The sequence below is a fragment of the Enterobacter asburiae genome (assembly GCF_001521715.1).
GTDB lineage: Bacteria > Pseudomonadota > Gammaproteobacteria > Enterobacterales > Enterobacteriaceae > Enterobacter > Enterobacter asburiae.
On sequence record NZ_CP011863.1, the window covers coordinates 4,013,998 to 4,038,600 of the forward strand.

Below are 24,603 nucleotides of genomic sequence, written 5' to 3' on the forward strand. Positions count from 1 at the left end.
CCATGGGTATCTTTTCCATCGCCAGCCAGCACATTCGCTTCGCCGTGAAGCTGGCGTGCGCCATCGTGCTGGCGCTGTTTGTTGGCTTTCACTTCCAGCTTGAAACCCCTCGCTGGGCAGTGCTGACGGCTGCGATTGTCGCGGCGGGCCCGGCCTTTGCCGCGGGTGGGGAACCCTATTCAGGCGCGATCCGCTATCGCGGGATGCTGCGTATCATCGGGACGTTTATCGGCTGTTTCGCGGCGCTGACCATTATTATTCTCATGATCCGCACCCCGCTGCTGATGCTGATGGTCTGCTGCATCTGGGCGGGTTTCTGCACCTGGATCTCGTCTCTGGTGAAAGTGGAGAACTCCTACGCCTGGGGGCTGGCGGGCTATACCGCGCTGATTATTATCATCACCATCCAGTCCGAGCCGCTGCTGGCCCCGCAGTTTGCGGTGGAGCGATGCAGCGAAATTGTGATTGGTATTGTCAGCGCGATCGTCGCTGATCTGCTTTTCTCCCCGCGCTCCATCAAGCAGGAAGTCGACCGTGAGCTTGACGCGCTGATCGTTGCCCAGTATCAGCTGATGCAGCTGTGCATTAAGCACGGCGACAGCGAAGAGGTGGATAAAGCCTGGAGCGGGCTGGTACGCCGTACGCAGGCGCTGGAAGGGATGCGCAGCAATCTTAATATGGAGTCCTCGCGCTGGGCCCACGCGAATCGACGCCTTAAAGCCCTTAACACCGTCTCTCTGACGCTGATTACACAGGCATGTGAAACCTATCTGATTCAGAACACGCGCCCGGAAGCGGTCACCGATACGTTCCGTGAACTGTTTGCCGAGCCGGTGGAAACCGTACAGGACGTGCATAAGCAGCTCAAGCGCATGCGCCGGGTGATTGCCTGGACCGGGGAGCGCGACACGCCGGTGACCATCTATACCTGGGTCGGCGCCGCGACGCGCTATCTGCTGCTGAAGCGCGGAGTGATCGGCAACACCAAAATCAGCGCGGCGGAAGAAGAGGTGCTGCAGGGGGAAGTGGTGATCAAGGCGGAATCCGCCGAGCGCCATCACGCCATGGTCAACTTCTGGCGTACGACGCTTGCCTGCATGCTCGGCACGCTGTTCTGGCTGTGGACGGGCTGGACGTCCGGCAGCGGCGCGATGGTAATGATTGCCGTTGTGACCGCACTGGCGATGCGTCTGCCTAACCCGCGTATGGTTGCCGTTGATTTCCTCTACGGCACCATTGCCGCCCTGCCGATAGGCGCGCTCTATTTCCTGGTCATCATCCCGTCGACGCAACAGAGCATGCTGCTGCTCTGTATTAGCCTGGCGGTAATGGCGTTCTTTATCGGCATTGAAGTGCAAAAGCGGCGTTTGGGATCGCTGGGGGCGCTGGCGAGTACGATTAACATCATCGTGCTCGATAACCCGATGACCTTCCATTTCAGCCAGTTCCTCGACAGCGCGTTAGGCCAGCTGGTGGGCTGCTTCCTGGCCATGATGGTGATACTGCTGGTTCGGGATAACTCGCAGGCAAGAACGGGCCGCGTGCTGCTGAACCAGTTCGTGTCGGCTGCCGTGTCGTCTTTGACTACCAATACCGCGCGCCGTAAAGAGAACCATCTGCCCGCGCTCTACCAGCAGCTGTTTTTACTGCTGAACAAGTTCCCGGGCGATATCGCGAAGTTCCGGCTGGCGTTAACCATGATCATCGCACACCAGCGTTTGCGTAACGCGCCCGTGCCGATCAACGACGATCTGTCGGCCTGGCACCGCCAGCTGCGTCGTACCGCCGATCACGTGCTTTCTGCCAGCAGCGATGACAAACGGCGTCGCTACTTTACGCAGCTGCTTGAAGAGCTCGATATCTATCAGGAAAAGCTCAAGCACTGGGAGGCACCGCCTCAGGTGACCGAGCCGGTAGGACGGCTGGTGTTTATGCTGCATCGCTACCAGAATGCCCTCACGGATAACTGACAGAAGTAAAAAAACCGACGCCAAAAGCGTCGGTTTTTTTGTGGCTATACTTATTCCAGCACGTTCTTACATTTCAGAAAGGGAGAACACATGACGACCCAGGCGCTTCAGGACCACATCCTTTTTCAGACCGGTTATCTGGTCAACGGAATCTGGAAAACGCTGGATACAACCTTTGATGTGCTGAATCCCGCGACCGGCGAGGTCATTGCTAAAGTCGCTAAAGCGGGTAAAGCGCAAACCGAAGACGCTATCGCAGCGGCTACCCAGGCCTTCCCGGCATGGCGTGCCAAAACCGCGAAAGAGCGCTCGGCGATTCTCTACCGCTGGTACGAGCTGATTATTGAGAATAAAAGCTGGCTCGGGCGGTTGATGACCACCGAACAGGGCAAACCCCTGAAAGAAGCGGAGGGAGAAGTCGAGTATGCCGCCAGCTTTATCCAGTGGTTTGCCGAAGAGGCCAAACGCGCGAACGGTGAAATTATTCCGCCGATCAAACCCGGCTCACGCATTCTGGCGACCCGTGAACCCATTGGTGTGGTCGCGGCGATTACGCCGTGGAATTTCCCGATGGCCATGCTCACCCGCAAGTTGGGCCCGGCGCTGGCGGCCGGATGCACCGGGGTAATTAAACCGGCCAACAACACGCCGCTCAGCGCCTTTGCGCTGCTTACGCTGGCGAAACAGGCCGGAGTGCCCGACGGTGTTCTCAACGCCGTAGCCGGGAATACGCATGAAATCAGCGATGCGATCATGGCAAGCCGCGACGTGCGTAAAATCTCCTTCACCGGTTCAACCTCCGTCGGCAAAACGCTGGTGCGTAACGCCGCAGAAACCATGAAAAAAGTCTCGATGGAGCTGGGGGAAATGCCCCGTATATCGTTTTTGAGGATGCGGACATCGACGCAGCGGTTAAGGGCGCGATCGCCAACAAGTTCCGCAATGCCGGGCAGGTCTGCGTCAGCGTGAACCGTTTTTATATTCAGGAAACCGTCTACGACAAATTTGTGAATAAACTTGCCGATGCGGTGAATGGGCTGAAGGTGGGGAATGGTCTTGAGGAGGGGGTAGTCGTTGGGCCGCTGATTGAACCTTCTGCGGTCAACAAGGTGCGTGAGCATGTCGACGATGCCGTTGCCCGGGGCGCAACCGTACTGGCTGGGGGTAAACCCCATCCGCTTGGCGGGAATTTCTGGATGCCAACCGTACTGGGCGACTGTCATGAAGGCATGAAGCTCGCAGAAGAAGAGACGTTTGGCCCGGTGGCGGCGTGCTTCCGTTTCACCTCGGAAGATGAAGTCATCCAGCGCGCCAACAATACGCCGTATGGACTGGCGGCTTACTTCTACACCCAGAATCTTTCTCGGGTCTTCCGTGTTTCACAGGCCATCGAGAGCGGGATGATCGGCATCAACGAGTGCGCCGTCTCCACGGAGCTCGGCCCCTTTGGCGGCGTAAAAGAGTCAGGTCTTGGACGAGAGGGCTCCGTGCTGGGGCTGGAAGAGTATCTGGAAGTTAAAACCCTGCATATTGGGGGATTATAATAGACAGGGCGGCATCTGCCGCTCGCCTGGACTGGGTGGCTGGCAATGAAAACCTATACGTTTGATTTTGACGAGATCGACAGTCAGGAAGACTTCTACCGTGAATTTATCCGGGCGTTTGATCTTGAACGGGAAAGCGTGACGAATCTGGATACGCTGTGGGACGTGGTCACCGGCAGTCAGTTGCCGCTACCGCTGGAAATTGAGTTCATCCATTTGCCCGATAAGCTGCGAAGACGTTTTGGCGCGCTGATATTGCTGTTCGATGAAGCGGAAGAAGAGCTTGAAGGGCAGCTGCGCTTTAACGCGCGGCATTGAATGAAAAAAAGCCCCTGACCATGAGGCCAGGGGCAAGTCGTATGATGAGATACGACGAGGGTTTATTTATACAGTTCTGCCGTTGCATGCCAGTGGTCACCCTGATTCAGTTCGGTGACGCGGTAGCTGCTGGCGCCTGCTTTTTCAGCTTTGGCGGCAAGTTCGTGGCGGATATCCATCGGTGAACCGGTGACAGACGTTACGGAGATGCTGCCCATACGCTGTAGATTTTGTGCCTGGTCGGCATTTACCTGCTGTACGGCTGCGCTTGCGCCGAAAGAGAGAACAGATGCCAGACCGAGGGTTGCGATGATCAATTTGGTTTTCATAGTCTTTACTCCTGAATAGGGTTTTTTACTCAACGGCGAGAAGGGTTGAACCGCTATTTTTATGCCTGGTGCCGTTGAGTGGAGATTTACGTTTTCAGCTATTACTAAAACTTATTTGTACAGCTCAGCGGTGGCGTGCCAGTGGTCACCAGAACGCGCTTCGATGATGCGATAGGATGACGCACCCTGTTCTTCCGCTTTTTTGTTCAGCATCTCATGCATGTCCATTGGCGATGTGCCGACCGCGCCGACAGAAACCGTACCGATGGCCTGGCGGGATTGCGCCTGGTCAACATTGATAGAGTCTGCTGCGAAAGCACCGAATGACAGGACAGACAGGACGCTGAGCGCCGCTACAGTTGATTTGATTTTCATGATTCTTACCTCGTCGAATTTTTTAGTGGGGTCTTGTTTCGTGACCCTCATCACAAAATCAAGTATACACTAATAACGGTAAAAATTAATACCAGACTAATGGTTTCCCTTGTTATTACGTGTTAACCAGTCTGTTTTTTATAACCAAAATGCATAATATTGGGTGTTTTTTGTACATTTATAGCAGGTATATCTAATTAAATCATATGGATACCCGCTTTTGATTTTTTGTGCGATTTTTTGATTTAGCATTCACCAGATGAATGTTAATGGGTGGTAAAAAGCACTATTTGTCAAAGTGAAGGGCAGTGGAAAAGAGGGGGAAACGCAGCAGAAGCAGAACGATCCCCGCAGCGGCGCTACGGGGAGAGGGGATTAGAGTTCCTGTTCGAACAGAACCAGAATCGCTTCGTGGAGATCTTTCACGGAGAAACCGCTAGCCGGTGTGGTGAAGATGGTGTCATCGCCGGCGATAGTCCCGAGGATACCCTCCGTTTTACCCAGCGAGTCCAGCATGCGGGCAATCAGCTGCGCGGCACCCGGGCTTGTGTGGATCACCACGACGGCGTCATTATGATCGATATCCAGAACCAGATTCTTGAGCGGGCTGGAGGTGGTCGGCACGCCAAGTTCTGCCGGCAGGCAATAGACCATCTCCATCTTGGCGTTTCGCGTACGCACCGCGCCAAATTTCGTTAACATGCGGGAGACTTTCGACTGATTGATATTATCGAAGCCTTGTTCCTGCAGCGCCTGAACAATTTCTCCCTGAGAACTGAATTTCTCTTCTTTAAGTAGCGCCTTAAAGGCCTTTACTAATTCTTCTTGCTTAGACGAGCTTCGCATAAGTCACCCGGAATATGACGATAGAAACAACATTATTATGCATGTGGATGAATTTTTATGCAAATTATCTACTCAGCGCCAGGCTGAAATAATGTTATGAAAGGGAGTGATTTTATCAGATTTCGTTATCAGAAAACATGTCTGGGTCACGCCGCGCAAATAAGCTTAAAAGTAAATTAAATGTTATCAAAATGATGTTGTTTTGGTGGCGGGGCAGGGTGTATTGTAACCACCTCTTAATGCGTTGCCCTCTGTCGTCAGATAGTCTTCTGGTGAGAGATAAAGTCGCGTGACCTCAAATTCTTTAGCTACGAAAATTGTAATTATTTACTTGCTGAATTATGGTCGCCGCAACGGATTTACAGATACTTAAGTTAACCATAATAAGGAGTTTAGGATGAAAGTCGCAGTCCTCGGCGCTGCTGGTGGTATCGGCCAGGCGCTTGCCCTACTACTGAAAACCCAACTGCCTTCAGGCTCAGAACTCTCCCTGTACGATATTGCCCCGGTAACCCCAGGTGTGGCGGTTGACCTGAGCCACATCCCGACTGCTGTAAAAATCAAAGGCTTCTCCGGTGAAGATGCACGTCCTGCTCTGCAGGGTGCCGACGTGGTGCTGATTTCTGCAGGCGTGGCGCGTAAGCCAGGCATGGATCGTTCAGACCTGTTCAACGTCAACGCGGGCATCGTGAAAAACCTGGTGCAGCAGATTGCAGAAATCTGCCCGAAAGCATGCATCGGCATCATCACTAACCCGGTGAACACCACCGTGGCTATCGCGGCAGAAGTGCTGAAGAAAGCGGGTGTTTACGACAAAAACAAACTGTTCGGCGTAACCACGCTGGATATCATCCGTTCCAACACCTTTGTTGCTGAGCTGAAAGGCAAACAGCCAACAGAAGTGGAAGTTCCGGTCATCGGCGGTCACTCTGGCGTCACCATCCTGCCTCTGCTGTCGCAGATCCCAGGCGTGAGCTTCACCGAGCAGGAAGTGGCTGACCTGACTAAACGCATCCAGAACGCAGGCACCGAAGTGGTGGAAGCGAAGGCGGGTGGCGGTTCTGCGACCCTGTCTATGGGCCAGGCGGCTGCGCGTTTTGGTCTGTCACTGGTTCGCGCTCTGCAGGGCGAGAAAGGCGTTGTTGAATGCGCTTACGTTGAAGGCGATGGCGAACACGCTCGCTTCTTCTCTCAGCCGCTGCTGCTGGGTAAAAACGGTATCGAAGAGCGTAAATCCATTGGTACGCTGAGCGCGTTTGAACAACACGCGATGGAAGGCATGCTGGATACGCTGAAGAAAGATATCACCCTGGGCGAAGAGTTCGTTAACAAGTAAAACGAACCGTCTCCCGGTAAAAAAAACGGAGCTTATCGCTCCGTTTTTTTATGTCTGTCAGTTAGTGGCCGGATATTCCTGAATCGTCACGTGCAGCGTCAGTTTCTTATCGTTGCGCATGACCTCAACAGGGATGATAGAACCCGGGCGAATTTCTGCCACCTGATCCATCGTCTCCAGCGCAGAGACCGCTGGCGTGCCGTTGACCGACACAATGACATCGTTTACCTGAATCCCCGCGTTAGCCGCCGGACCACCCGGTGCCACCTCGTTAACCACGATGCCCTGAATCTGATCGATACCGCCGCCCTGGGTGTGCATCGGCGCAATTTCGCGCCCGCCGATACCGATGTAGCCGCGGATCACGCGTCCGTCGCGGATCAGTTTATCCATAATTTTGGTCGCCAGCTGGAACGGAATGGCAAAGCCGATCCCTTCCGGCGTCTCACCGTCGTTACTCTTATCAAACGAGAGGGTGTTGATGCCCATCAGTTCGCCCAGCGAGTTGACCAGCGCCCCGCCGGAGTTACCGTGGTTGATGGAGGCATCGGTTTGCAGGAAGTTCTGCCGCCCGGAGGGGTTCAAACCGATACGACCGGTCGCGCTGATTATCCCCTGGGTGATGGTCTGGCCCAGGTTGTAAGGGTTACCGATAGCCAGTACGACGTCACCAATATGCGGGGTACGTTTACGGTTGATCGGGATGACCGGCAAACCGCCCGTGGCATTAATTTTCAGAACGGCCAGGTCGGTCAGGCTGTCAGAACCAACGAGTAACGCCTCAAACACGCGGCCATCCTGCAGAGCGACGATGATCTGGTCGGCATCGTTAATCACGTGTTTGTTGGTAATAATGTAGCCGCGCTCGTCCATGATCACGCCGGAGCCGAGGGTGCGGATCTCCAGCTGGTTATGGGCTGAGGTATTCAGGCCTCGGTTATAGACGTTAACCACGGCAGGTGCGGCACGGCGAACGGCCTGATTATAGGTGGCCGGCGTTTCATCCGTGCTATCGAACTGGGGAGCCGACAGTTTATTGAACTGACGTAAAGACGGCAGCGCCAGCAGCAGCAGGCCAGCGACAATCAAACCGATGACAGTAGAACGTAAGAGCTTTAAAAGCATGATGCGCGTGTCGTTAAAAAAGGAACGATTTGCAGCATAACATGAGTTATCCGGACATCACACGCAGCGGTGATGTCCGGGTCGCAAATGCTTAGCGCAACAGAATATAGATGGACTCATTGCCACGCATGATCTGCAGGGCAATAACCGCCGGTTTACTTTCCAGCACCTTGCGCAGTTCGGCAATAGACTGCACGCGGTTGCGGTTGACACCGATAATCACGTCATCCTGATGCAATCCGGCCTGTGCGGCAGGGCTGCTCTTCTCGACGGTATCGATGCTAATGCCTTTCGTGCCGTCCTTCAGCTGCCCGTCGCTCAACGTAGCCCCCTGTAGCGCCGGGGCGATAAGCTCCGCACTGGCCGAGGAAGAGGTGCTCTTATCCAGCGTCACTTCAACGTCAAGCGGCTTGCCGTCACGTATCAGGCCCAGCTTCACTTTGGCGCCAGGTTCCGTCGTGGCAATCCGCGAACGCAGTTCTGCAAAGCTGTTCAACGGTTTGTCGTTCAGGCTGACGATCACATCCCCTGACTTCACGCCCGCTTTTGCCGAGCCGGAGTTTGGCAGCACTTCACTGACAAACGCCCCGCGCTGTACGTTGATATTGAACGCTTTTGCGATATCCGCGCTCATCTCCATACCTTTAATACCCAGCAGCCCGCGTTTGATTTCACCGAACTGGATCAGCTGCTGCGCCAGGGTTTTGGCCATGTTGCTGGGGATAGCAAAACCGATCCCGATGCTGCCGCCGCCCGGGGCCAGAATAGCCGTGTTAATCCCAATCAGCTCGCCGTTAAGGTTAAGCAATGCTCCGCCGGAGTTACCACGGTTGATTGAGGCATCGGTCTGGATAAAGTTTTCCAGTCCTTCCAGATTGAGGCCGCTGCGCCCGAGCGCCGAGACGATCCCGGAGGTGGCGGTCTGCCCTAAACCAAAGGGGTTGCCCACGGCGACGGCAAAATCGCCGACGCGCAGTTTGTCGGAATCCGCTATGGCAATCTGGGTCAGGTTGCTTGGGTTTTGTACCTGCAGCAGCGCGATGTCGCTCTGGTCATCGCCGCCGATCAGTTTGGCATCAAATTCACGGCCATCGTTCAGCTGGACGCTGATCTTATCGGCCTGGCTGATGACGTGATTGTTGGTCAGGATATAGCCTTTTGCCGCATCAATAATGACGCCAGAGCCCAGGCCTTCAAAAGGCTGCGCCTGCTGGTCCGGAGACTCATCGCCAAAATATTTTTTCAGTTCTTCAGGGACGCGTTGGCTTTGTACTGCGGTGCCCTCAACCTGAACGCTGACGACCGCAGGCAACACTTTTTCCAGCATTGGCGCGAGGCTTGGAATGGCCGCCTGGCCAGGCACCTGGGAAGGAATGGCGGCGAATACAGGGACGGACGCCGAGAGAGATAACCCGACACTTAACGCGATAGCGCTCAACAGCTGGTTTTTTTTCTTCATCGATGTTGACTCTCGTAACCTGGAATAAAGGAAAAACGGCCCTAAAAACACGTTGATGTTATTGAATTTTAAACCGCTGAACAATGAGGTATGTAACTAAATGATAGCTGGGGTCATCAAGAAAGGACGGGCGCAATCGCTGCGCCCGTAAAATAAATTCAGGTTGTGCGATTAATCGCGTTTTACACCGCCGCGCAGCAGGCCGGACGCGCCATCGGAATAGTCGCGAGGCATCTGAACGGGCGCCTGATCGTTACCGGCTTCAGAGTCAGCCAGACGGTTGCGGAATGGGTTGGTTTCCGCGGTCATTTCCGGCAGCAGGCTGCTGGAGCTTTTTGCCATATGTTGATACAGCTGACGATAGTCGGTTGCCATGTTGTCCAGCAGCTCGGCGCTACGGGCAAAATGGCTGACCAGCTCTTCGCGATACTCTTCCAGCTCGGCTTTGTTCTTTTCCAGTTCGTACTGCAGTGACTGCTGCTGACGCAATTTGCGATTACCGAAACGCATGGCCACAGCACCAATGACGATGCCGACGACTAAACCGATTAGCGCATATTCCCAGGTCATGAACTTCTCCCGTTGTCTTGTTGTTCCGTAGGGTGTTGGCTCGGCTCCTGCCTGTGCCTGATAATGCCACTATAACCGCTATTTCTGCAGAAGTGGAATCCTGACGTATCATCGCGTAGTGTAGAACGGCCTTTTTTTCATCAGTCACGTCTGCTGGTGAGCGTTAATTGAAGGAATAACAATAAGATTATGCAAAACCTGTCCCCTGCATCGCGATATCAACTGGCCCTTAACGAGGGCACTCATCAGCCTGATGACGTTCAACGTGAGGCGGTAAACCGCCTGGAGATGATTTACCAGGAGCTCACGGCAAAACCCGCTGAAGTCGAACAGAACGGTGGGTTAAAGGCGGCATTTGGGCGGTTGCTCGGTAAAAAAGCGCCACAGGCTCACGCGCCGGTGCGCGGTTTATATATGTGGGGCGGGGTCGGTCGCGGAAAAACCTGGCTGATGGACCTGTTTTATATGAGCCTGCCCGGCGCACGTAAGCAGCGTCTGCACTTCCATCGTTTTATGCTGCGGGTGCATGAAGAGCTGACCGCACTGCAGGGCAAGAGCGATCCGCTGGAGATTGTGGCCGACAGGTTCAAAGCTGAAACGGACGTGCTCTGCTTCGATGAGTTTTTTGTGTCTGACATCACCGATGCCATGCTGCTAGGCGGCCTGATGAAAGCGCTATTTGCCCGCGGGATCACGCTGGTGGCCACGTCGAATATCCCGCCGGATGAGCTCTATCGTAACGGCCTGCAGCGGGCACGCTTCCTGCCCGCCATCGATGCCCTCAAGCAGCACTGCGACATTATGAACGTCGATGCCGGTGTCGATTATCGTCTGCGCACGCTGACCCAGGCGCATCTGTGGCTTTCGCCGTTAAATGCAGAGACCATCCGCGAGATGGATACACTCTGGCTGGCGCTGGCGGGAGCAAAACGCGAGCACGCCCCGGAACTCGAGATTAACCATCGACCGCTGCCCACACTCGGCGTCGAAAACCAAACGCTGGCGGTCTCCTTTACGACGCTCTGCGTGGATGCCCGCAGCCAGCACGACTACATTGCGCTTTCGCGTCTGTTCCACACCGTGATGGTGCTGGACGTGCCGGTGATGACGCGGCTGATGGAGAGCGAAGCACGGCGCTTCATTGCGCTGGTGGACGAGTTTTATGAGCGCCACGTCAAGCTGGTGGTCAGCGCCGAGGTACCTTTATATGAGATTTACCAGGGCGAGCGGCTGAAGTTCGAGTTCCAGCGCTGCCTGTCGCGCCTGCAGGAGATGCAGAGCGAGGAATACCTGAAGCTGGAACATATGCCATAAATGCCACCCTCTCCCGTGGGAGAGGGGCTGGGGGTGAGGGCACCAGACCGCACAATACCCACCCCCGAAAAACCCATTCCAAAACGCATTTAAGGGTCGATCTTTGACCTCAACTTCTCTATAATCTTGCGACCCCACGTTACGAGAAGGTTTTTTTCCCAAAACTTTCTATGTGTCGGCATGTGCTATTCGAAGGGGTAGGTTTGCCGGACTTTGTCGTGTGAGCCTCAACTGACTAAACGTTTGGGTGTTCACCAACGTGTAACTTATTTATTTGGGTAAGCTTTTAATGAAAACTTTTACAGCTAAACCAGAAACCGTACAGCGCGACTGGTATGTTGTTGACGCGACCGGTAAAACTCTGGGCCGTCTGGCTACTGAACTGGCTCGTCGCCTGCGCGGTAAGCATAAAGCGGAATACACTCCGCACGTTGATACCGGTGATTACATCATCGTTCTGAACGCTGATAAAGTTGCTGTAACCGGCAACAAGCGTACTGACAAAGTGTACTATCACCACACCGGCCACATCGGTGGTATCAAAGAAGCGACCTTTGAAGAGATGATTGCCCGCCGTCCTGAGCGTGTGATTGAAATCGCGGTTAAAGGCATGCTGCCAAAAGGCCCGCTGGGTCGTGCTATGTTCCGTAAACTGAAAGTTTACGCAGGCAACGAGCACAACCACGCGGCACAGCAACCGCAAGTTCTTGACATCTAATCGGGATTATAGGCAATGGCTGAAAATCAATACTACGGCACTGGTCGCCGCAAAAGTTCCGCAGCTCGCGTTTTCATCAAACCGGGCAGTGGTAAAATCGTAATCAACCAGCGTTCTCTGGAACAATACTTCGGTCGCGAAACTGCCCGCATGGTAGTTCGCCAGCCGCTGGAACTGGTTGATATGGTAGAAAAACTGGATCTGTACATCACCGTTAAAGGTGGTGGTATCTCCGGTCAGGCAGGTGCGATCCGTCACGGTATCACCCGCGCTCTGATGGAGTACGACGAATCCCTGCGTTCTGAACTGCGTAAAGCTGGCTTCGTTACTCGTGACGCGCGTCAGGTTGAACGTAAGAAAGTGGGTCTGCGTAAAGCACGTCGTCGTCCACAGTTCTCCAAACGTTAATCCATTCTGCTTACGCAGAACGATTGGCGAAAAACCCGCTTCGGCGGGTTTTTTTATGGATAATGCGCAGGTTATCCACAATATCCATGCATATATCTTCTCTTTTTCCACATTTCCAGAATCCCCTCACCACAAAGCCATCAAAATCTGGTAAACTATCATCCAATTTTCTGCCCAAATATCGGTGAATACTCGATTTTTGTTCGTTTCTTGAACAATGTGTTTTCTCTGGGATGGGCGATACAACATCTGGCTGGCCCCTGTTGGGCTGGTAGCAGTAAAAATTCTGAATATACCTGGAGGTTTTCATGGCTGTCGCTGCCAACAAACGTTCGGTAATGACGCTGTTTTCTGGTCCTACTGACATTTATAGCCATCAGGTTCGTATCGTGCTGGCCGAGAAGGGTGTCAGTTTTGAGATCGAGCATGTGGAAAAGGATAACCCGCCTCAGGATCTGATCGATCTCAACCCGAGCCAAAGCGTACCGACGCTGGTGGATCGCGAGCTGACCCTGTGGGAATCCCGTATCATTATGGAATATCTGGATGAGCGTTTCCCGCATCCGCCACTGATGCCTGTTTATCCTGTCGCGCGTGGTGAAAGCCGCCTGTACATGCAGCGTATCGAAAAAGACTGGTACTCGCTGATGAACGTTATCGTCAGCGGTTCCGCTTCTGAAGCCGACGCTGCGCGTAAGCAACTGCGTGAAGAGCTGCTGGCTATCGCCCCGGTGTTTGGTCAGAAACCATTCTTCCTGAGCGATGAGTTCAGCCTGGTGGATTGCTACCTGGCACCGCTGCTGTGGCGTCTGCCAACCCTGGGCGTAGAGTTCAGCGGTCCTGGCGCGAAAGAGCTGAAGGGCTATATGACTCGCGTATTTGAACGCGACTCTTTCCTGGCATCTTTAACTGAACCGGAACGTGAAATGCGTCTCGGCCGAGGCTAATGACTGTGGAAATGTCACAACTTACCCCACGCCGTCCTTATCTGCTGCGCGCCTTCTATGAATGGCTGCTGGATAACCAGCTCACGCCGCACCTGGTTGTGGATGTGACGTTGCCGGGCGTGCTGGTTCCTATGGAATACGCGCGTGACGGACAGATCGTACTGAACATTGCGCCGCGTGCGGTGGGTAACCTGGAGCTGGCTAACGATGAAGTGCGCTTCAACGCCCGTTTCGGCGGCGTGCCGCGTCAGGTTTCCGTGCCGCTGGCAGCCGTGCTGGCTATCTACGCGCGTGAAAACGGTGCGGGTACCATGTTCGAGCCGGAAGCGGCGTATGATGAAGATGTTGCCAGCCTGAATGATGACAACGCATCCGATGAGCGCGAAAGCGACACGGTGATGTCACTTATTGATGGCGATAAACCCGATCGTCACGACGACAATGACCCTGATGACGATCCGCCTCCGCGCGGTGGTCGTCCGGCTCTTCGCGTCGTGAAATAAAAAACAGGCCCAATCGGGCCTGTTTTTTTTACACTTCCAGGTAGTTCAGGATCCCGTCAGCCGCCTTACGGCCTTCGGCAATCGCCGTTACCACCAGGTCAGAACCACGAACGATATCGCCACCGGCGAAGATTTTCGGGTTGCTGGTCTGGAATGCGTTGTCGCTGCCTTCTGGCGCAATCACGCGGCCCTGCGAATCCAGCTCAACGCTGTGCTTCGCCAGCCATTCCATGCTGTGAGGACGGAAACCGAACGCCATCACCACGGCATCGGCCGGGATCACGTGCTCAGAACCGGCGACGATCTCGGCGCGACGACGGCCCTTCGCATCCGGTGCGCCCATCTCAGTGCGCGCCATCTTCACGCCGCTCACTTTACCGTTGGCATTCACTTCAATACCCAGAGGCTGGATGTTGAACTGGAACTCCACGCCCTCTTCACGCGCGTTTTTCACTTCGCGCTTAGAGCCCGGCATGTTCTCTTCGTCACGACGATAGGCGCAGATCACGTGTGCCGCATTCTGACGAATGGAGGTACGCACGCAGTCCATCGCGGTATCACCGCCGCCCAGCACCACCACGCGTTTGCCTTCCATGCTGACGAACGGCTCATCGGCGGTTTCGCCGTAGCCCATGATCTGCTTGGTGTTGGCAATCAGGAACGGCAGCGCGTCAAACACGCCCGGCGCATCTTCGTTCTCCAGACCGCCGCGCATGGACTGATAGGTGCCCACGCCGAGGAACACGGCGTCGTAATCCTTCAGCAGGTCGTCGAGCTGCACGTCGCGACCCACTTCCACGTTCAGTTTGAACTCAATGCCCATGCCGGTGAAGATTTCACGGCGACGGGTCATGACCTCTTTTTCCAGCTTAAAGGCCGGGATACCGAAGGTCAGCAGACCGCCGATTTCCGGATGACGGTCAAAGACCACCGCCTTCACGCCGTTGCGGGTCAGCACGTCCGCACAGGCCAGGCCCGCCGGGCCCGCGCCGATGATGGCCACGCGCTTGTCGGTTTGCTTCACGCCGGTCATATCCGGACGCCAGCCCATCTCGAACGCTTTATCGTTGATATAGCGCTCGATGTTGCCGATGGTCACCGCACCGAACTCGTCGTTCAGCGTACAGGAGCCTTCGCACAGACGGTCCTGAGGACACACGCGGCCGCACACTTCCGGCAGGGTGTTGGTCTGGTGAGACAGCTCGGCGGCTTCAAAAATACGTCCTTCGTTGGCCAGCTTCAGCCAGTTCGGAATGTAGTTGTGTACCGGACATTTCCATTCGCAGTATGGGTTACCGCAGGACAGGCAGCGGTCTGCCTGCGCCTTGGCCTGGCCTTCTGAAAACGGCTCGTAGATTTCAACAAATTCAATTTTGCGGATCTTCAGCGGTTTCTTTGGCGGATCAACACGCTGCAGGTCGATAAACTGGTATACGTTCTGGCTCATCTGAATTCCTTACTGCGCCTGCACGCGCAGCTCTGCTGCGCTACGACTACGGTGACCCAAAAGGGCTTTAACATCGCTGGACTTCGGCTTAACCAGCGCGAATTTCGCAGAGAACGCCGGCCAGTTCGCCAGGATCTCTTCGCCGCGCGAAGAACCGGTATGCTGCACGTGTTCGGTAATCAAGCCGCGCAGGTGTTCTTCATGGATAGCCAGCGTATCAACGTCCAGCACTTCTACCAGCTCCGGGTTCACGCGTTTGCGGAACTCGCCGTCTTCGTCCAGGACGTACGCAAAACCGCCCGTCATGCCCGCGCCGAAGTTCACGCCGGTTTTACCCAGAACGCAAACAATCCCGCCCGTCATGTATTCACACCCGTTATCGCCAATGCCTTCCACCACGGTGATAGCACCGGAGTTACGCACCGCAAAACGCTCGCCCGCACGGCCTGCTGCAAACAGACGACCGCCGGTCGCGCCGTACAGGCAGGTGTTACCGATGATGCTGGCTTCATGGCTGCGGAAGGCTGAGCCGACCGGAGGACGCACCGCCAGCAGACCGCCCGCCATGCCTTTACCGACGTAGTCGTTGGCATCCCCGGTCAGGTACAGCTCAACGCCGCCTGCGTTCCATACGCCGAAGCTCTGACCCGCGGTACCGCTGAAATGCGCGGTAATCGGATCCGCTGCCAGCCCCTGGTCACCGTGCGTCTGCGCGATGTAGCCGGAAAGGGAGGCACCCACGGAGCGGTCGGTGTTGCGGATATCAAACCAGAACGTTTTGCTCTGCTTGTCGTCCACGTACGGTTTCGCCTGCTGCAACAGCTGTGCGTTCAACACGCCGTTATCGAACGGCGGGTTGTTCTCGGTGCAGTAGACCGCTTTGCCAGGGTGCGGCTGCGCGGTTTCCAGCAGCTTGCTCAGCTCCAGCTTCTGCTGCTTCGCCGTGAAGCCTTCCAGCTCTTTCAGCAGGTCGGTACGGCCAATCAGGTCCACCAGGCGTTTCACGCCCAGCTGCGCCATCAGCTCGCGGGTTTCGCGTGCGATGAACTCAAAGTAGTTGGTCACTTTGAACGGCAGACCGTGATAGTGGTTCTTACGCAGCTTCTCGTCCTGGGTAGCAACGCCGGTTGCGCAGTTGTTCAGATGGCAAATACGCAGGTATTTACAGCCGAGCGCAACCATTGGGCCGGTACCGAAGCCGAAGCTTTCCGCGCCGAGGATCGCCGCTTTAATGATGTCGAGGCCCGTTTTCAGGCCGCCGTCCACCTGCAGACGGATCTTGTGACGCAGACCGTTAGCCACCAGCGCCTGCTGGGTTTCCACCAGGCCAAGCTCCCACGGACATCCCGCATATTTCACGGAGGAGAGCGGGCTTGCGCCGGTGCCGCCGTCGTAGCCGGCGATGGTGATGAGATCCGCATAGGCTTTCGCCACGCCGGTAGCGATGGTGCCGACGCCCGGTTCGGAAACCAGCTTCACGGAGATCATCGCCTTCGGGTTGACCTGCTTCAGGTCGAAAATCAGCTGCGCTAAGTCCTCGATAGAGTAGATATCGTGGTGCGGCGGCGGGGAGATCAGCGTCACGCCCGGCACGGAATAGCGCAGTTTGGCGATGTACGGGGTAACTTTATCACCCGGCAGCTGGCCGCCTTCGCCCGGTTTAGCACCCTGAGCGACTTTAATCTGGATTACGTCGGCGTTGACCAGGTACGCAGGCGTCACGCCAAAGCGACCGGATGCCACCTGCTTGATACGGGACACTTTGTTGGTGCCGTAACGCGCCGGATCTTCACCGCCTTCGCCGGAGTTGGAGTTGCCGCCGATGCTGTTCATGGCTTCCGCTAGCGCTTCATGGGCTTCCGGGCTCAGCGCGCCGATGGACATCGCTGCAGTATCGAAGCGTTTGAACAGTTCGGATGCAGGCTCAACCTCGTCAATGCTGACCGCTTCATCACCCGGATTGAGGGCAATGAGGTCGCGCAGCGTTGCCGCCGGACGGTTGTTTACCAGCTCAGCGTACTGCTGGTAATCGCTGTATTCGCCGCTCTGAACCGCCTGCTGCAGCGTGCGCACCACGTCCGGGTTATAGGCGTGGTATTCGCCGCCGTGAACGTATTTCAGCAGACCGCCCTGATCCAGCGGCTTACGTGCCAGCCAGGCGCGTTTGGACAGGTTCACCAGATCCTGCTGGAAGTCAGCAAAACCGGCGCCGCCGATGCGGCTGACCACGCCCTGGAAGCAGAGGTTGGCGACCTCGTCATGCAGGCCGACCGCTTCAAACAGCTTCGAACAGCGGTAGGATGCAATGGTCGAGATGCCCATTTTGGACATGATCTTGTACAGACCTTTGTTGATGCCGTTACGGTAGTTCAGCATCACTGCGCGGTAATCTTTGTCTATCGCGCGGGTATCCACCAGGCGTGCCAGCGTTTCGTAGGCCAGGTACGGGTAGATTGCCGTCGCGCCAAAGCCTAACAGCACGGCAAAGTGGTGCGGGTCGCGGGCGCTGGCGGTTTCAACAATGATGTTGGCGTCGCAGCGCAGGCTCTTGTCGACCAGACGCGTCTGGATAGCGCCGACCGCCATCGGGGCAGGTACCGGCAGACGGTTTTTCGCGATATTACGGTCGGACAGCACCAGCAGAACGGTACCGTTACGCACCATCTGTTCGGCTTTGTCACACAGCGCATTCACCGTCTCTTCGAGGCTCGCTTCGGTCACGTCGAAGGTAATATCGAGCGTGTCTGCGCGGTAGTGCTCCTCTTTCATGGTGGTGAGCTGTTTGAAATCGGAGTACAGCAGGATCGGCGATTTAAAGGTCAGGCGGTGCGCCTGGCCTTCGGCTTCGCAGAAGACGTTCATCTCGCGACCGATGCTGGTGGCCAGCGACATCACGTGCGCTTCGCGCAGCGGGTCGATCGGCGGGTTGGTCACCTGCGCGAACTGCTGGCGGAAGTAATCGTAAATGATGCGCGGCTGGCTGGAGAGCACGGCAAACGGGGTATCGTCCCCCATAGAGCCGACCGCTTCCTGGCCGTTTTCACCCAGTACGCGAATAACAGAGTCCAGCTCTTCCGCGCTGTAGTTAAACTGTTTCTGGAAGCTCGCAAGCGTGTCGTCGTCCAGTTCGCGACGACCCACTTCTTCATCCGATAAATCTTCGAACGGCACGAGGCGACGGACGTTCTTCTCCATCCACTCTTTGTACGGATGGCGGCTTTTCAGATCGTGATCGGTTTCGGCTGAGTGCAGAATGCGCCCACCGCGGGTGTCGATAACCATCAGCTCGCCCGGACCGACGCGGCCCTTCTCGACCACTTCGTCAGGCTGGTAATCCCAGATACCGACCTCAGAGGCGCAGGTGATGAGCTTGTCTTTGGTGATGACGTAGCGCGCCGGACGCAGACCGTTACGGTCCAGGTTACAGGCGGCGAAGCGGCCGTCGGACATGACGATGCCCGCCGGGCCGTCCCACGGCTCCATGTGCATGGAGTTAAAGTCGAAGAACGCGCGCAGCTCAGGGTCCATATCCGGGTTGTTCTGCCAGGCCGGTGGCACAAGCAGACGCATGGCGCGCACGATGTCCATCCCGCCCGCCAGCAGCAGTTCCAGCATGTTATCCATGGAGCTGGAGTCAGAGCCGGTTTCGTTCACGAACGGCGCGGCATCGTGCAGGTCAGGGATCAGCGGCGTCTGGAACTTATAGGTACGGGCGCGGGCCCACTGGCGGTTACCGGTGATGGTGTTGATCTCGCCGTTGTGCGCCAGGTAGCGGAACGGCTGAGCCAGCGGCCAGCGTGGAACGGTGTTGGTGGAGAAGCGCTGGTGGAACAGGCAAATGGCCGATTCCAGACGCAGGTCCGCCAGGTCCAGGTAGAAGCGCGGCAGGTCAGCCGGCATACACAGACCTTTATAGATGTTCACCAGGTTAGAGAGGCTACAGACGTAGAACTCTTTATCGTCCTGGAGACGTTTTTCAATGCGGCGGCGGGCAATAAACAGACGGCGTTCCATATCACGCGGACGCCAGCCCGCAGGCGCGTTAACGAAAATCTGTTCAATACGAGGCAGCGAGGAGAGGGCGATTTCACCGAGCACCCCTTCGTTGGTTGGCACATTGCGCCAGCCGACAATCGACAGGGTTTCACGCTGAAGTTCTTCTTCGACGATGCGGCGTGAGGCGGCAGCCTTTTCAGGATCCTGGTTCAGGAACAGCATGCCGACAGCGTAGTTTTTGGCTAAACGCCAGCCGCGCTCTTCCGCCACGATGCGGAAGAAACGATCCGGTTTTTGCAGCAGCAGGCCGCAACCGTCGCCCGTTTTACCATCGGCAAGAATCGCGCCACGGTGCTGCATTCGGGCCAGTGCGTGAATAGCAGTACGCACTACCTTGTGGCTAGGTTCGCCTTCTATGTGGGCGATCAGGCCGAAACCACAGTTATCCTTCTCAAGGGATTTATCGTACAACATATCAGTGAACCTCCCCAGGCTCGTCGGGCTTCCCACTGAACTTTACCGTGGCGCACAGGCACAGAAAGAGCATGGCGACGGGGTTTGCGTTTCATACGCGGACCTCGCATTCGCCCTCTTTTTCATCCTTTCGCGCAGGTAAACAAGTTTGAGGACTTGCTTCAGAGGGAATCTCAATTACTGCATAAATATGATGAGCAGGCCGCTCATCCAGAAAGCTTCCAGCGGATTTCCAACTTATCGGGAATTGGTACACAGGTCAAATGGCAATCTTATTTATACAAAAATGTGCTAAAGAGAGTTTATCTAATTGTAATTAAAGGGTATTTAACTATTTTTACATTGATTGCATGCCCTGACAGGACGTAGCGGAGTGTGATCTGACTCACTATATGAAAGCGGTATTATCAATGTAGCGTGCTGAATAGCAGTTTTATAGCAGAATAATAATCTGGCATTGGTTGCAAACCCGCATAAACCCACTGTTTTTCAGTGGTGGCGCTATAAATGAAAAAAACAATCAGAACATAAGGAAAAGTAATCACGGGTAGCGTGAATGAAATTGCAGTAATCCTGAGTATTTACTCATATAGATAAAGGCCGTCCAGGGCGATTGATCCAGGTCATCGCCGACAGAGGCTAAAAGTGGCAGGCTTGTCCCCTTTCTCCGGGACGGTCTATCAGATTATGCAGTTACAGAAATTAGTCAATATGTTTGGTGGGGATCTTTTGCAGCGGTACGGGCAAAAGGTTCATAAGCTGACGCTGCACGGCGGGTTTAGCTGCCCGAATCGCGATGGCACCATCGGGCGCGGCGGCTGCACCTTCTGTAACGTTGCGTCCTTTGCTGACGAAGCCCAGCAGCATCACTCTATCGCTGAACAGCTCGCCCATCAGGCCAGCCTGGTGAACCGTGCGAAGCAGTATCTGGCCTATTTTCAGGCCTACACCAGCACGTGGGCGGAGGCGCAGGTGCTGCGCTCTATGTATCAGCAGGCCGTCAGCCAGGCTAACATCGTTGGGCTGTGCGTGGGCACGCGCCCGGACTGCGTACCGGACGCGGTGTTGGACCTGCTCAGCGAGTACAAAGAACAAGGCTACGAGATCTGGCTGGAGCTGGGCTTGCAGACCGCGCACGACAAAACCCTGCACCGTATTAACCGTGGCCATGATTTCGCCTGCTACCAGCGCACCACGCGCCTGGCCCGCGAGCGTGGGCTGAAGGTCTGTTCGCACCTGATTGTCGGCTTGCCGGGTGAAGGGCAGCAGCACGGCCTGGAGACGCTGGAAAAGGTGGTTGAAACCGGCGTGGACGGCATTAAGCTGCACCCGCTGCATATCGTTACGGGAAGCATTATGGCGAAAGCCTGGGAAGCCGGGCGGTTAAGCGGTATTGAGCTTGAAGACTATACGGTGACGGCGGGGGAGATGATTCGCCACACGCCGCCGGAAATCGTCTACCACCGTATTTCGGCCAGCGCCCGCCGCCCAACGCTTCTGGCACCGCTGTGGTGTGAGAACCGCTGGACGGGGATGGTGGAAATCGACCGCTATCTGCAGGAGAACGGCGTGCAGGGCTCGGCGCTTGGCCACCCGTGGGTTCCCCGTCTACCGGCGACGGCCGCCTAATAAACTTCCCAGCATGCCGCGCACTATCTGATTGGTGACCTGCCGCGCCGCGCTTTTCGCCATGGTCTGTACCACGCCGTCGCGCTTGCCGCCGCGCGGCCCGGTGCTGCCGAACAGGATGTCTTTGAGCCCCCCGAGAATACCGTCATCCACGGCGACAGACTGCCCTTTAGCGGCAGGCGCATCCTGGGATTCGGTTGTCGCCTGCACCCCTTTTTGCAGCATCTCGAACGCAGACTCGCGATCCACCTCGTCTTCGTACTTCCCGTAAACCGGTGAGTGGTTAATCAGGCCGTTGCGTTCATCGTCGGTAACCGGTCCCATGCGCGAGCAGGGCGCGATCACCATGGCGCGTTCTACCACGGACGGGCTGCCCTTAGCATCCAGGAACGAGATCAGCGCTTCACCGGTGCCTAACGCCTGAATCGCCGCTTCGGTATCAAAAGCAGGATTGGCGCGCATGGTCTGCGCGGCGGCTTTCACCGCTTTCTGATCCTTCGGCGTAAAGGCGCGCAGGGCGTGCTGCACGCGGTTACCGAGCTGGCCGAGCACGTTATCCGGGATATCCGATGGGTTTTGTGAAACAAACCAGACGCCGACCCCTTTGGAGCGGATCAGGCGAATGACCTGTTCAATTTTATCCAGCAATACCTGCGGCGCGTCGCTAAACAGCAGGTGCGCTTCGTCAAAGAAGAAGACCAGCTTCGGTTTTTCCAGATCGCCCGCTTCGGGTAACTGTTCGTAGAGCTCAGAGAGCATCCACAGCAGGCTGGCGGCGTAGAGCTTTGGCATCTGATAGAGCTTCTCGGAGCTCAGAATGTTGATGATGCCTTTGCCGCTGCTGTCGGTGCGCATCCAGTCTTTGATATCCAGCATCGGCTCGCCGAAGAAGTGCTCGGCGCCCTGTTGTTCCAGGGTCAGCAACCCACGCTGAATGGCGCCCACCGAGGCGCTGCTGATATTGCCGTACTGGTTCTGGAAGGATTTGGCGTTATCGCCGATGTACTGCGTAATGGCGCGCAGATCTTTAAAATCAAGCAGCAGCAGTCCCTGATCGTCGGCAATGCGGAAGATAATATTCAGCACGCCGGACTGCACGTCGTTGAGGTTAAGCAGACGGGCCAGCAGCAGCGGGCCGAGATCGGAGACGGTAGCCCGCACCGGGTGGCCTTTCTCACCAAAAATATCCCACACTACCACCGGATTGTTATGCGGCGTCCAGTCCGTGATGCCAATATTCTTCAGCCGTTCGAGCAGTTTTTCAGAGGCCGTCCCTTCCTGAGCCACACCGGTTAAATCACCTTTCACGTCAGCCATAAAGACCGGTACGCCAATCTCCGAAAGCGACTCCGCCAGCTTTTGCAGGGTGACGGTTTTCCCCGTCCCGGTCGCTCCGGTGATCAGACCGTGGCGGTTCGCCATTGCGGGCAGTAAATACAGCTCTTTTTCCAGCGTCCGGGCAATTAACAATGGTGTACTCATGATGCGCTTCCTCTCTTAGTCCTGGGTGGAGTATAGGCAACCTGACCGCAATTTGGTTGAGTAAATTCCTGACTTTGCGGCGCATTATCCAGCGCGGACTATGCTTTTGCATACGGTTCACAAAAATAGTGGGAAACGATGTCCAGATTCTTCTTTAACGATCGCAAACAGCTGGTCAACGATGCCATTGAAGGCATACTGCTTTCTGCGCCACACGCAAATCTCGTCAAACTTGATATCGATCCGGCCATCAGGATCGTCGCACGCGGCGACTGGGACAAAAGCCGCGTGGCGGTGATCTCCGGCGGCGGTTCAGGCCACGAACCCGCGCACGCCGGGTTTGTCGGCAAAGGGATGCTGACGGCGGCAGTGTGTGGCGATCTGTTCGCCTCGCCGAGCGTGGATGCGGTGCTGAATGCCATTGTGGCGGTCACGGGCGATCGCGGCTGTCTGCTGATCGTCAAAAACTACACCGGCGATCGCCTGAACTTTGGCCTGGCGGCAGAAAAGGCCAAACGCTACGGCCTGAAGGTGGAGATGGTGATCGTGGCGGACGATATCGCGCTGCCGGATAACAAACAGCCGCGCGGTATTGCCGGTACGGCGCTGGTGCATAAGATTGCGGGCTATGCGGCGGAGCACGGGAAATCGTTGAGTGAGGTGCGGGATATTGCGCAACAGGCCTGCGATAACCTCTGGAGCCTGGGCGTTGCGATGCAAACGTGCAACCTGCCGGGCAGCGACGAGGAAGAGGGGCGCATTAAGCAGGGCCATGTCGAGCTGGGGCTGGGCATACACGGCGAGCCCGGTGCTTCCGTCGTGGATACGCAGAACAGCAAAGCCATTATCGACACGCTGGTGACGCCGCTACGCGCGCAGGCGGGAGAAGGGCGCTTTGCGGTATTGATTAACAATCTCGGCGGCGTATCGGCGCTGGAGATGGCGCTGCTGACCAAAGAGCTGGCGCATTCGGCGCTTAAAAAGGAGATCGCGTACCTGATAGGCCCCGCGCCGCTGGTGAGCGCGCTGGACATGAAGGGCTTTTCGCTCACGCTGCTGAAGCTCAACGATTTCTTTGAAAAGGCGATTCACGCCGAGGTTGAAACGCTGGGCTGGCAGAAGCCCGTAGCGTTTGCGCCACTGCGCACCGTGGCGCATACCGCCATTCACGATCGCGTGGAATACACCCCGGCGGACAACCTGCGGGTGGGCGAATATGTCTCCACGGTGACCAGCACGCTGCTCCAGCTGGAAAACCGGCTGAACGCGCTGGATGCGAAAGTGGGCGACGGTGATACGGGCTCTACCTTTGCGCAAGGCGCGCGGGATATTGCGCAGCGTCTGGAGGATCGCAAGCTCCCGCTTGATAACCTATCGACGCTGCTGCTGCTGGTGGGCGAGCGGCTGGCCACGGTGATGGGCGGATCGAGCGGGGTGCTGATGTCGATCTTCTTCACCGCGGCCGGGCAAAAGCTTCACGATGGACAGCCGCTACCGGATGCATTGCTCAGCGGACTGGCGCAGATGAAGCAGTACGGCGGAGCAGATCTCGGCGATCGTACCCTGATCGACTCGCTGCAGCCGGCGCTGGAGGCGTTGCTGAAAGGCGATATCGAGGCAGCGGCGAAGGCAGCACAGTACGGTGCCGAAGCAACGGCGAAAATGGCGAAAGCCGGTGCGGGGCGCTCGTCGTATGTGAATAAAGAGAACCTGGATGGGGTAATGGATCCCGGTGCGGTCGCGGTGGCTGAGGTGTTTAAGGCCATGGTAGATGCAAAACGGTAACGACCGTTACCATTTTTAGTGTGGGCGC

The 24,603-nt window shown here is 56.2% G+C and carries 19 protein-coding genes and 1 pseudogene; 11 read left to right on the plus strand and 9 right to left on the minus strand.

Annotated features, from left to right (window positions below):
- Positions 1-2 precede the first annotated feature (2 nt).
- The 3 genes and pseudogenes from aaeB (at position 3) to ACJ69_RS19440 (ending at position 3,832) form a co-directional block, all read left to right on the plus strand.
- Positions 3-1,970, plus strand: a complete 1,968-nt coding sequence (gene aaeB / locus ACJ69_RS19430; RefSeq protein ID WP_054829680.1) for a p-hydroxybenzoic acid efflux pump subunit AaeB — start codon at positions 3-5, stop codon at positions 1,968-1,970.
- Between the two features lie 90 nt (positions 1,971-2,060).
- Positions 2,061-3,514 (plus strand): annotated as a pseudogene (locus ACJ69_RS19435) (NAD-dependent succinate-semialdehyde dehydrogenase).
- A gap of 45 nt (positions 3,515-3,559) precedes the next feature.
- A complete protein-coding gene (locus tag ACJ69_RS19440; protein WP_023309391.1) occupies positions 3,560-3,832 on the plus strand; it encodes a barstar family protein in 273 nt (90 codons plus the stop codon).
- A gap of 62 nt (positions 3,833-3,894) precedes the next feature.
- Here the strand turns inward: ACJ69_RS19440 and yhcN (ACJ69_RS19445) are convergent, their stop codons facing one another.
- From yhcN (ACJ69_RS19445) to argR, 3 genes are all read right to left on the minus strand, one after another.
- The gene (yhcN, locus tag ACJ69_RS19445; RefSeq protein WP_023333630.1) at positions 3,895-4,161 is read right to left on the minus strand and encodes a peroxide/acid stress response protein YhcN; all 267 of its coding nucleotides are present in this window, start codon (positions 4,159-4,161) and stop codon (positions 3,895-3,897) included.
- 111 nt (positions 4,162-4,272) lie between these two features.
- Entirely contained in the window at positions 4,273-4,536 is a 264-nt protein-coding gene (gene yhcN, locus ACJ69_RS19450) for a peroxide/acid stress response protein YhcN (RefSeq protein WP_029740076.1), read from the minus strand.
- A 375-nt stretch (positions 4,537-4,911) separates the two neighbouring features.
- Positions 4,912-5,382 carry a transcriptional regulator ArgR gene (gene argR, locus ACJ69_RS19455; protein ID WP_023309388.1) on the minus strand — a complete coding sequence of 157 codons (471 nt, stop codon included), beginning with the start codon at positions 5,380-5,382 and terminating at the stop codon, positions 4,912-4,914.
- A gap of 397 nt (positions 5,383-5,779) precedes the next feature.
- Here argR and mdh point away from each other — a divergent pair, with 397 nt between their 5' ends.
- Positions 5,780-6,718, plus strand: a complete 939-nt coding sequence (mdh, locus tag ACJ69_RS19460) for a malate dehydrogenase (RefSeq protein WP_023309387.1) — start codon at positions 5,780-5,782, stop codon at positions 6,716-6,718.
- Between the two features lie 57 nt (positions 6,719-6,775).
- Here the strand turns inward: mdh and degS are convergent, their stop codons facing one another.
- From degS to zapG, 3 genes are all read right to left on the minus strand, one after another.
- Positions 6,776-7,843: an outer membrane-stress sensor serine endopeptidase DegS gene (gene degS, locus ACJ69_RS19465; protein WP_023309386.1), complete on the minus strand. Its 1,068-nt coding sequence runs from the start codon at positions 7,841-7,843 to the stop codon at positions 6,776-6,778.
- 91 nt (positions 7,844-7,934) lie between these two features.
- A complete protein-coding gene (gene degQ / locus ACJ69_RS19470) occupies positions 7,935-9,302 on the minus strand; it encodes a serine endoprotease DegQ (RefSeq protein WP_059347561.1) in 1,368 nt (455 codons plus the stop codon).
- A gap of 171 nt (positions 9,303-9,473) precedes the next feature.
- Positions 9,474-9,872: a Z-ring associated protein ZapG gene (zapG, locus tag ACJ69_RS19475; RefSeq protein WP_008502832.1), complete on the minus strand. Its 399-nt coding sequence runs from the start codon at positions 9,870-9,872 to the stop codon at positions 9,474-9,476.
- A 189-nt stretch (positions 9,873-10,061) separates the two neighbouring features.
- Here zapG and zapE point away from each other — a divergent pair, with 189 nt between their 5' ends.
- From zapE to sspB, 5 genes are all read left to right on the plus strand, one after another.
- A complete protein-coding gene (zapE, locus tag ACJ69_RS19480; RefSeq protein ID WP_059347562.1) occupies positions 10,062-11,186 on the plus strand; it encodes a cell division protein ZapE in 1,125 nt (374 codons plus the stop codon).
- A 289-nt stretch (positions 11,187-11,475) separates the two neighbouring features.
- Entirely contained in the window at positions 11,476-11,904 is a 429-nt protein-coding gene (rplM, locus tag ACJ69_RS19485; RefSeq protein WP_006178824.1) for a 50S ribosomal protein L13, read from the plus strand.
- Between the two features lie 15 nt (positions 11,905-11,919).
- The gene (rpsI, locus tag ACJ69_RS19490; protein WP_003860436.1) at positions 11,920-12,312 is read left to right on the plus strand and encodes a 30S ribosomal protein S9; all 393 of its coding nucleotides are present in this window, start codon (positions 11,920-11,922) and stop codon (positions 12,310-12,312) included.
- A 308-nt stretch (positions 12,313-12,620) separates the two neighbouring features.
- The gene (gene sspA, locus ACJ69_RS19505; RefSeq protein WP_023333624.1) at positions 12,621-13,259 is read left to right on the plus strand and encodes a stringent starvation protein SspA; all 639 of its coding nucleotides are present in this window, start codon (positions 12,621-12,623) and stop codon (positions 13,257-13,259) included.
- Positions 13,260-13,264: 5 nt separating this feature from the next.
- Positions 13,265-13,762 (plus strand): ClpXP protease specificity-enhancing factor, encoded by a 498-nt coding sequence (sspB, locus tag ACJ69_RS19510; RefSeq protein WP_029740078.1) that lies wholly within the window; start codon positions 13,265-13,267, stop codon positions 13,760-13,762.
- Positions 13,763-13,790: 28 nt separating this feature from the next.
- On the opposite strand, the gene gltD is transcribed toward sspB, so the two are convergent.
- Positions 13,791-15,209 carry a glutamate synthase subunit GltD gene (gene gltD / locus ACJ69_RS19515; protein ID WP_029740079.1) on the minus strand — a complete coding sequence of 473 codons (1,419 nt, stop codon included), beginning with the start codon at positions 15,207-15,209 and terminating at the stop codon, positions 13,791-13,793.
- Positions 15,210-15,218: 9 nt separating this feature from the next.
- Positions 15,219-19,679 (minus strand): glutamate synthase large subunit, encoded by a 4,461-nt coding sequence (gltB, locus tag ACJ69_RS19520; RefSeq protein ID WP_032665053.1) that lies wholly within the window; start codon positions 19,677-19,679, stop codon positions 15,219-15,221.
- Between the two features lie 687 nt (positions 19,680-20,366).
- Between gltB and ACJ69_RS19525 the strand changes: the two genes are divergently transcribed.
- A complete protein-coding gene (locus ACJ69_RS19525) occupies positions 20,367-21,308 on the plus strand; it encodes a TIGR01212 family radical SAM protein (protein ID WP_153251391.1) in 942 nt (313 codons plus the stop codon).
- Here ACJ69_RS19525 and ACJ69_RS19530 read toward each other — a convergent pair.
- Complete coding sequence (locus ACJ69_RS19530; RefSeq protein WP_029740082.1) at positions 21,288-22,790, minus strand: helicase HerA-like C-terminal domain-containing protein; 1,503 nt, start codon at positions 22,788-22,790, stop codon at positions 21,288-21,290. The two genes, ACJ69_RS19525 and ACJ69_RS19530, sit on opposite strands and share 21 nt — an antisense overlap.
- A gap of 138 nt (positions 22,791-22,928) precedes the next feature.
- On the opposite strand from ACJ69_RS19530, the gene ACJ69_RS19535 reads away from it, so the two are divergent.
- Positions 22,929-24,575 (plus strand): dihydroxyacetone kinase subunit DhaK, encoded by a 1,647-nt coding sequence (locus tag ACJ69_RS19535; RefSeq protein ID WP_059347565.1) that lies wholly within the window; start codon positions 22,929-22,931, stop codon positions 24,573-24,575.
- The last annotated feature ends 28 nt before the right edge of the window (positions 24,576-24,603 follow it).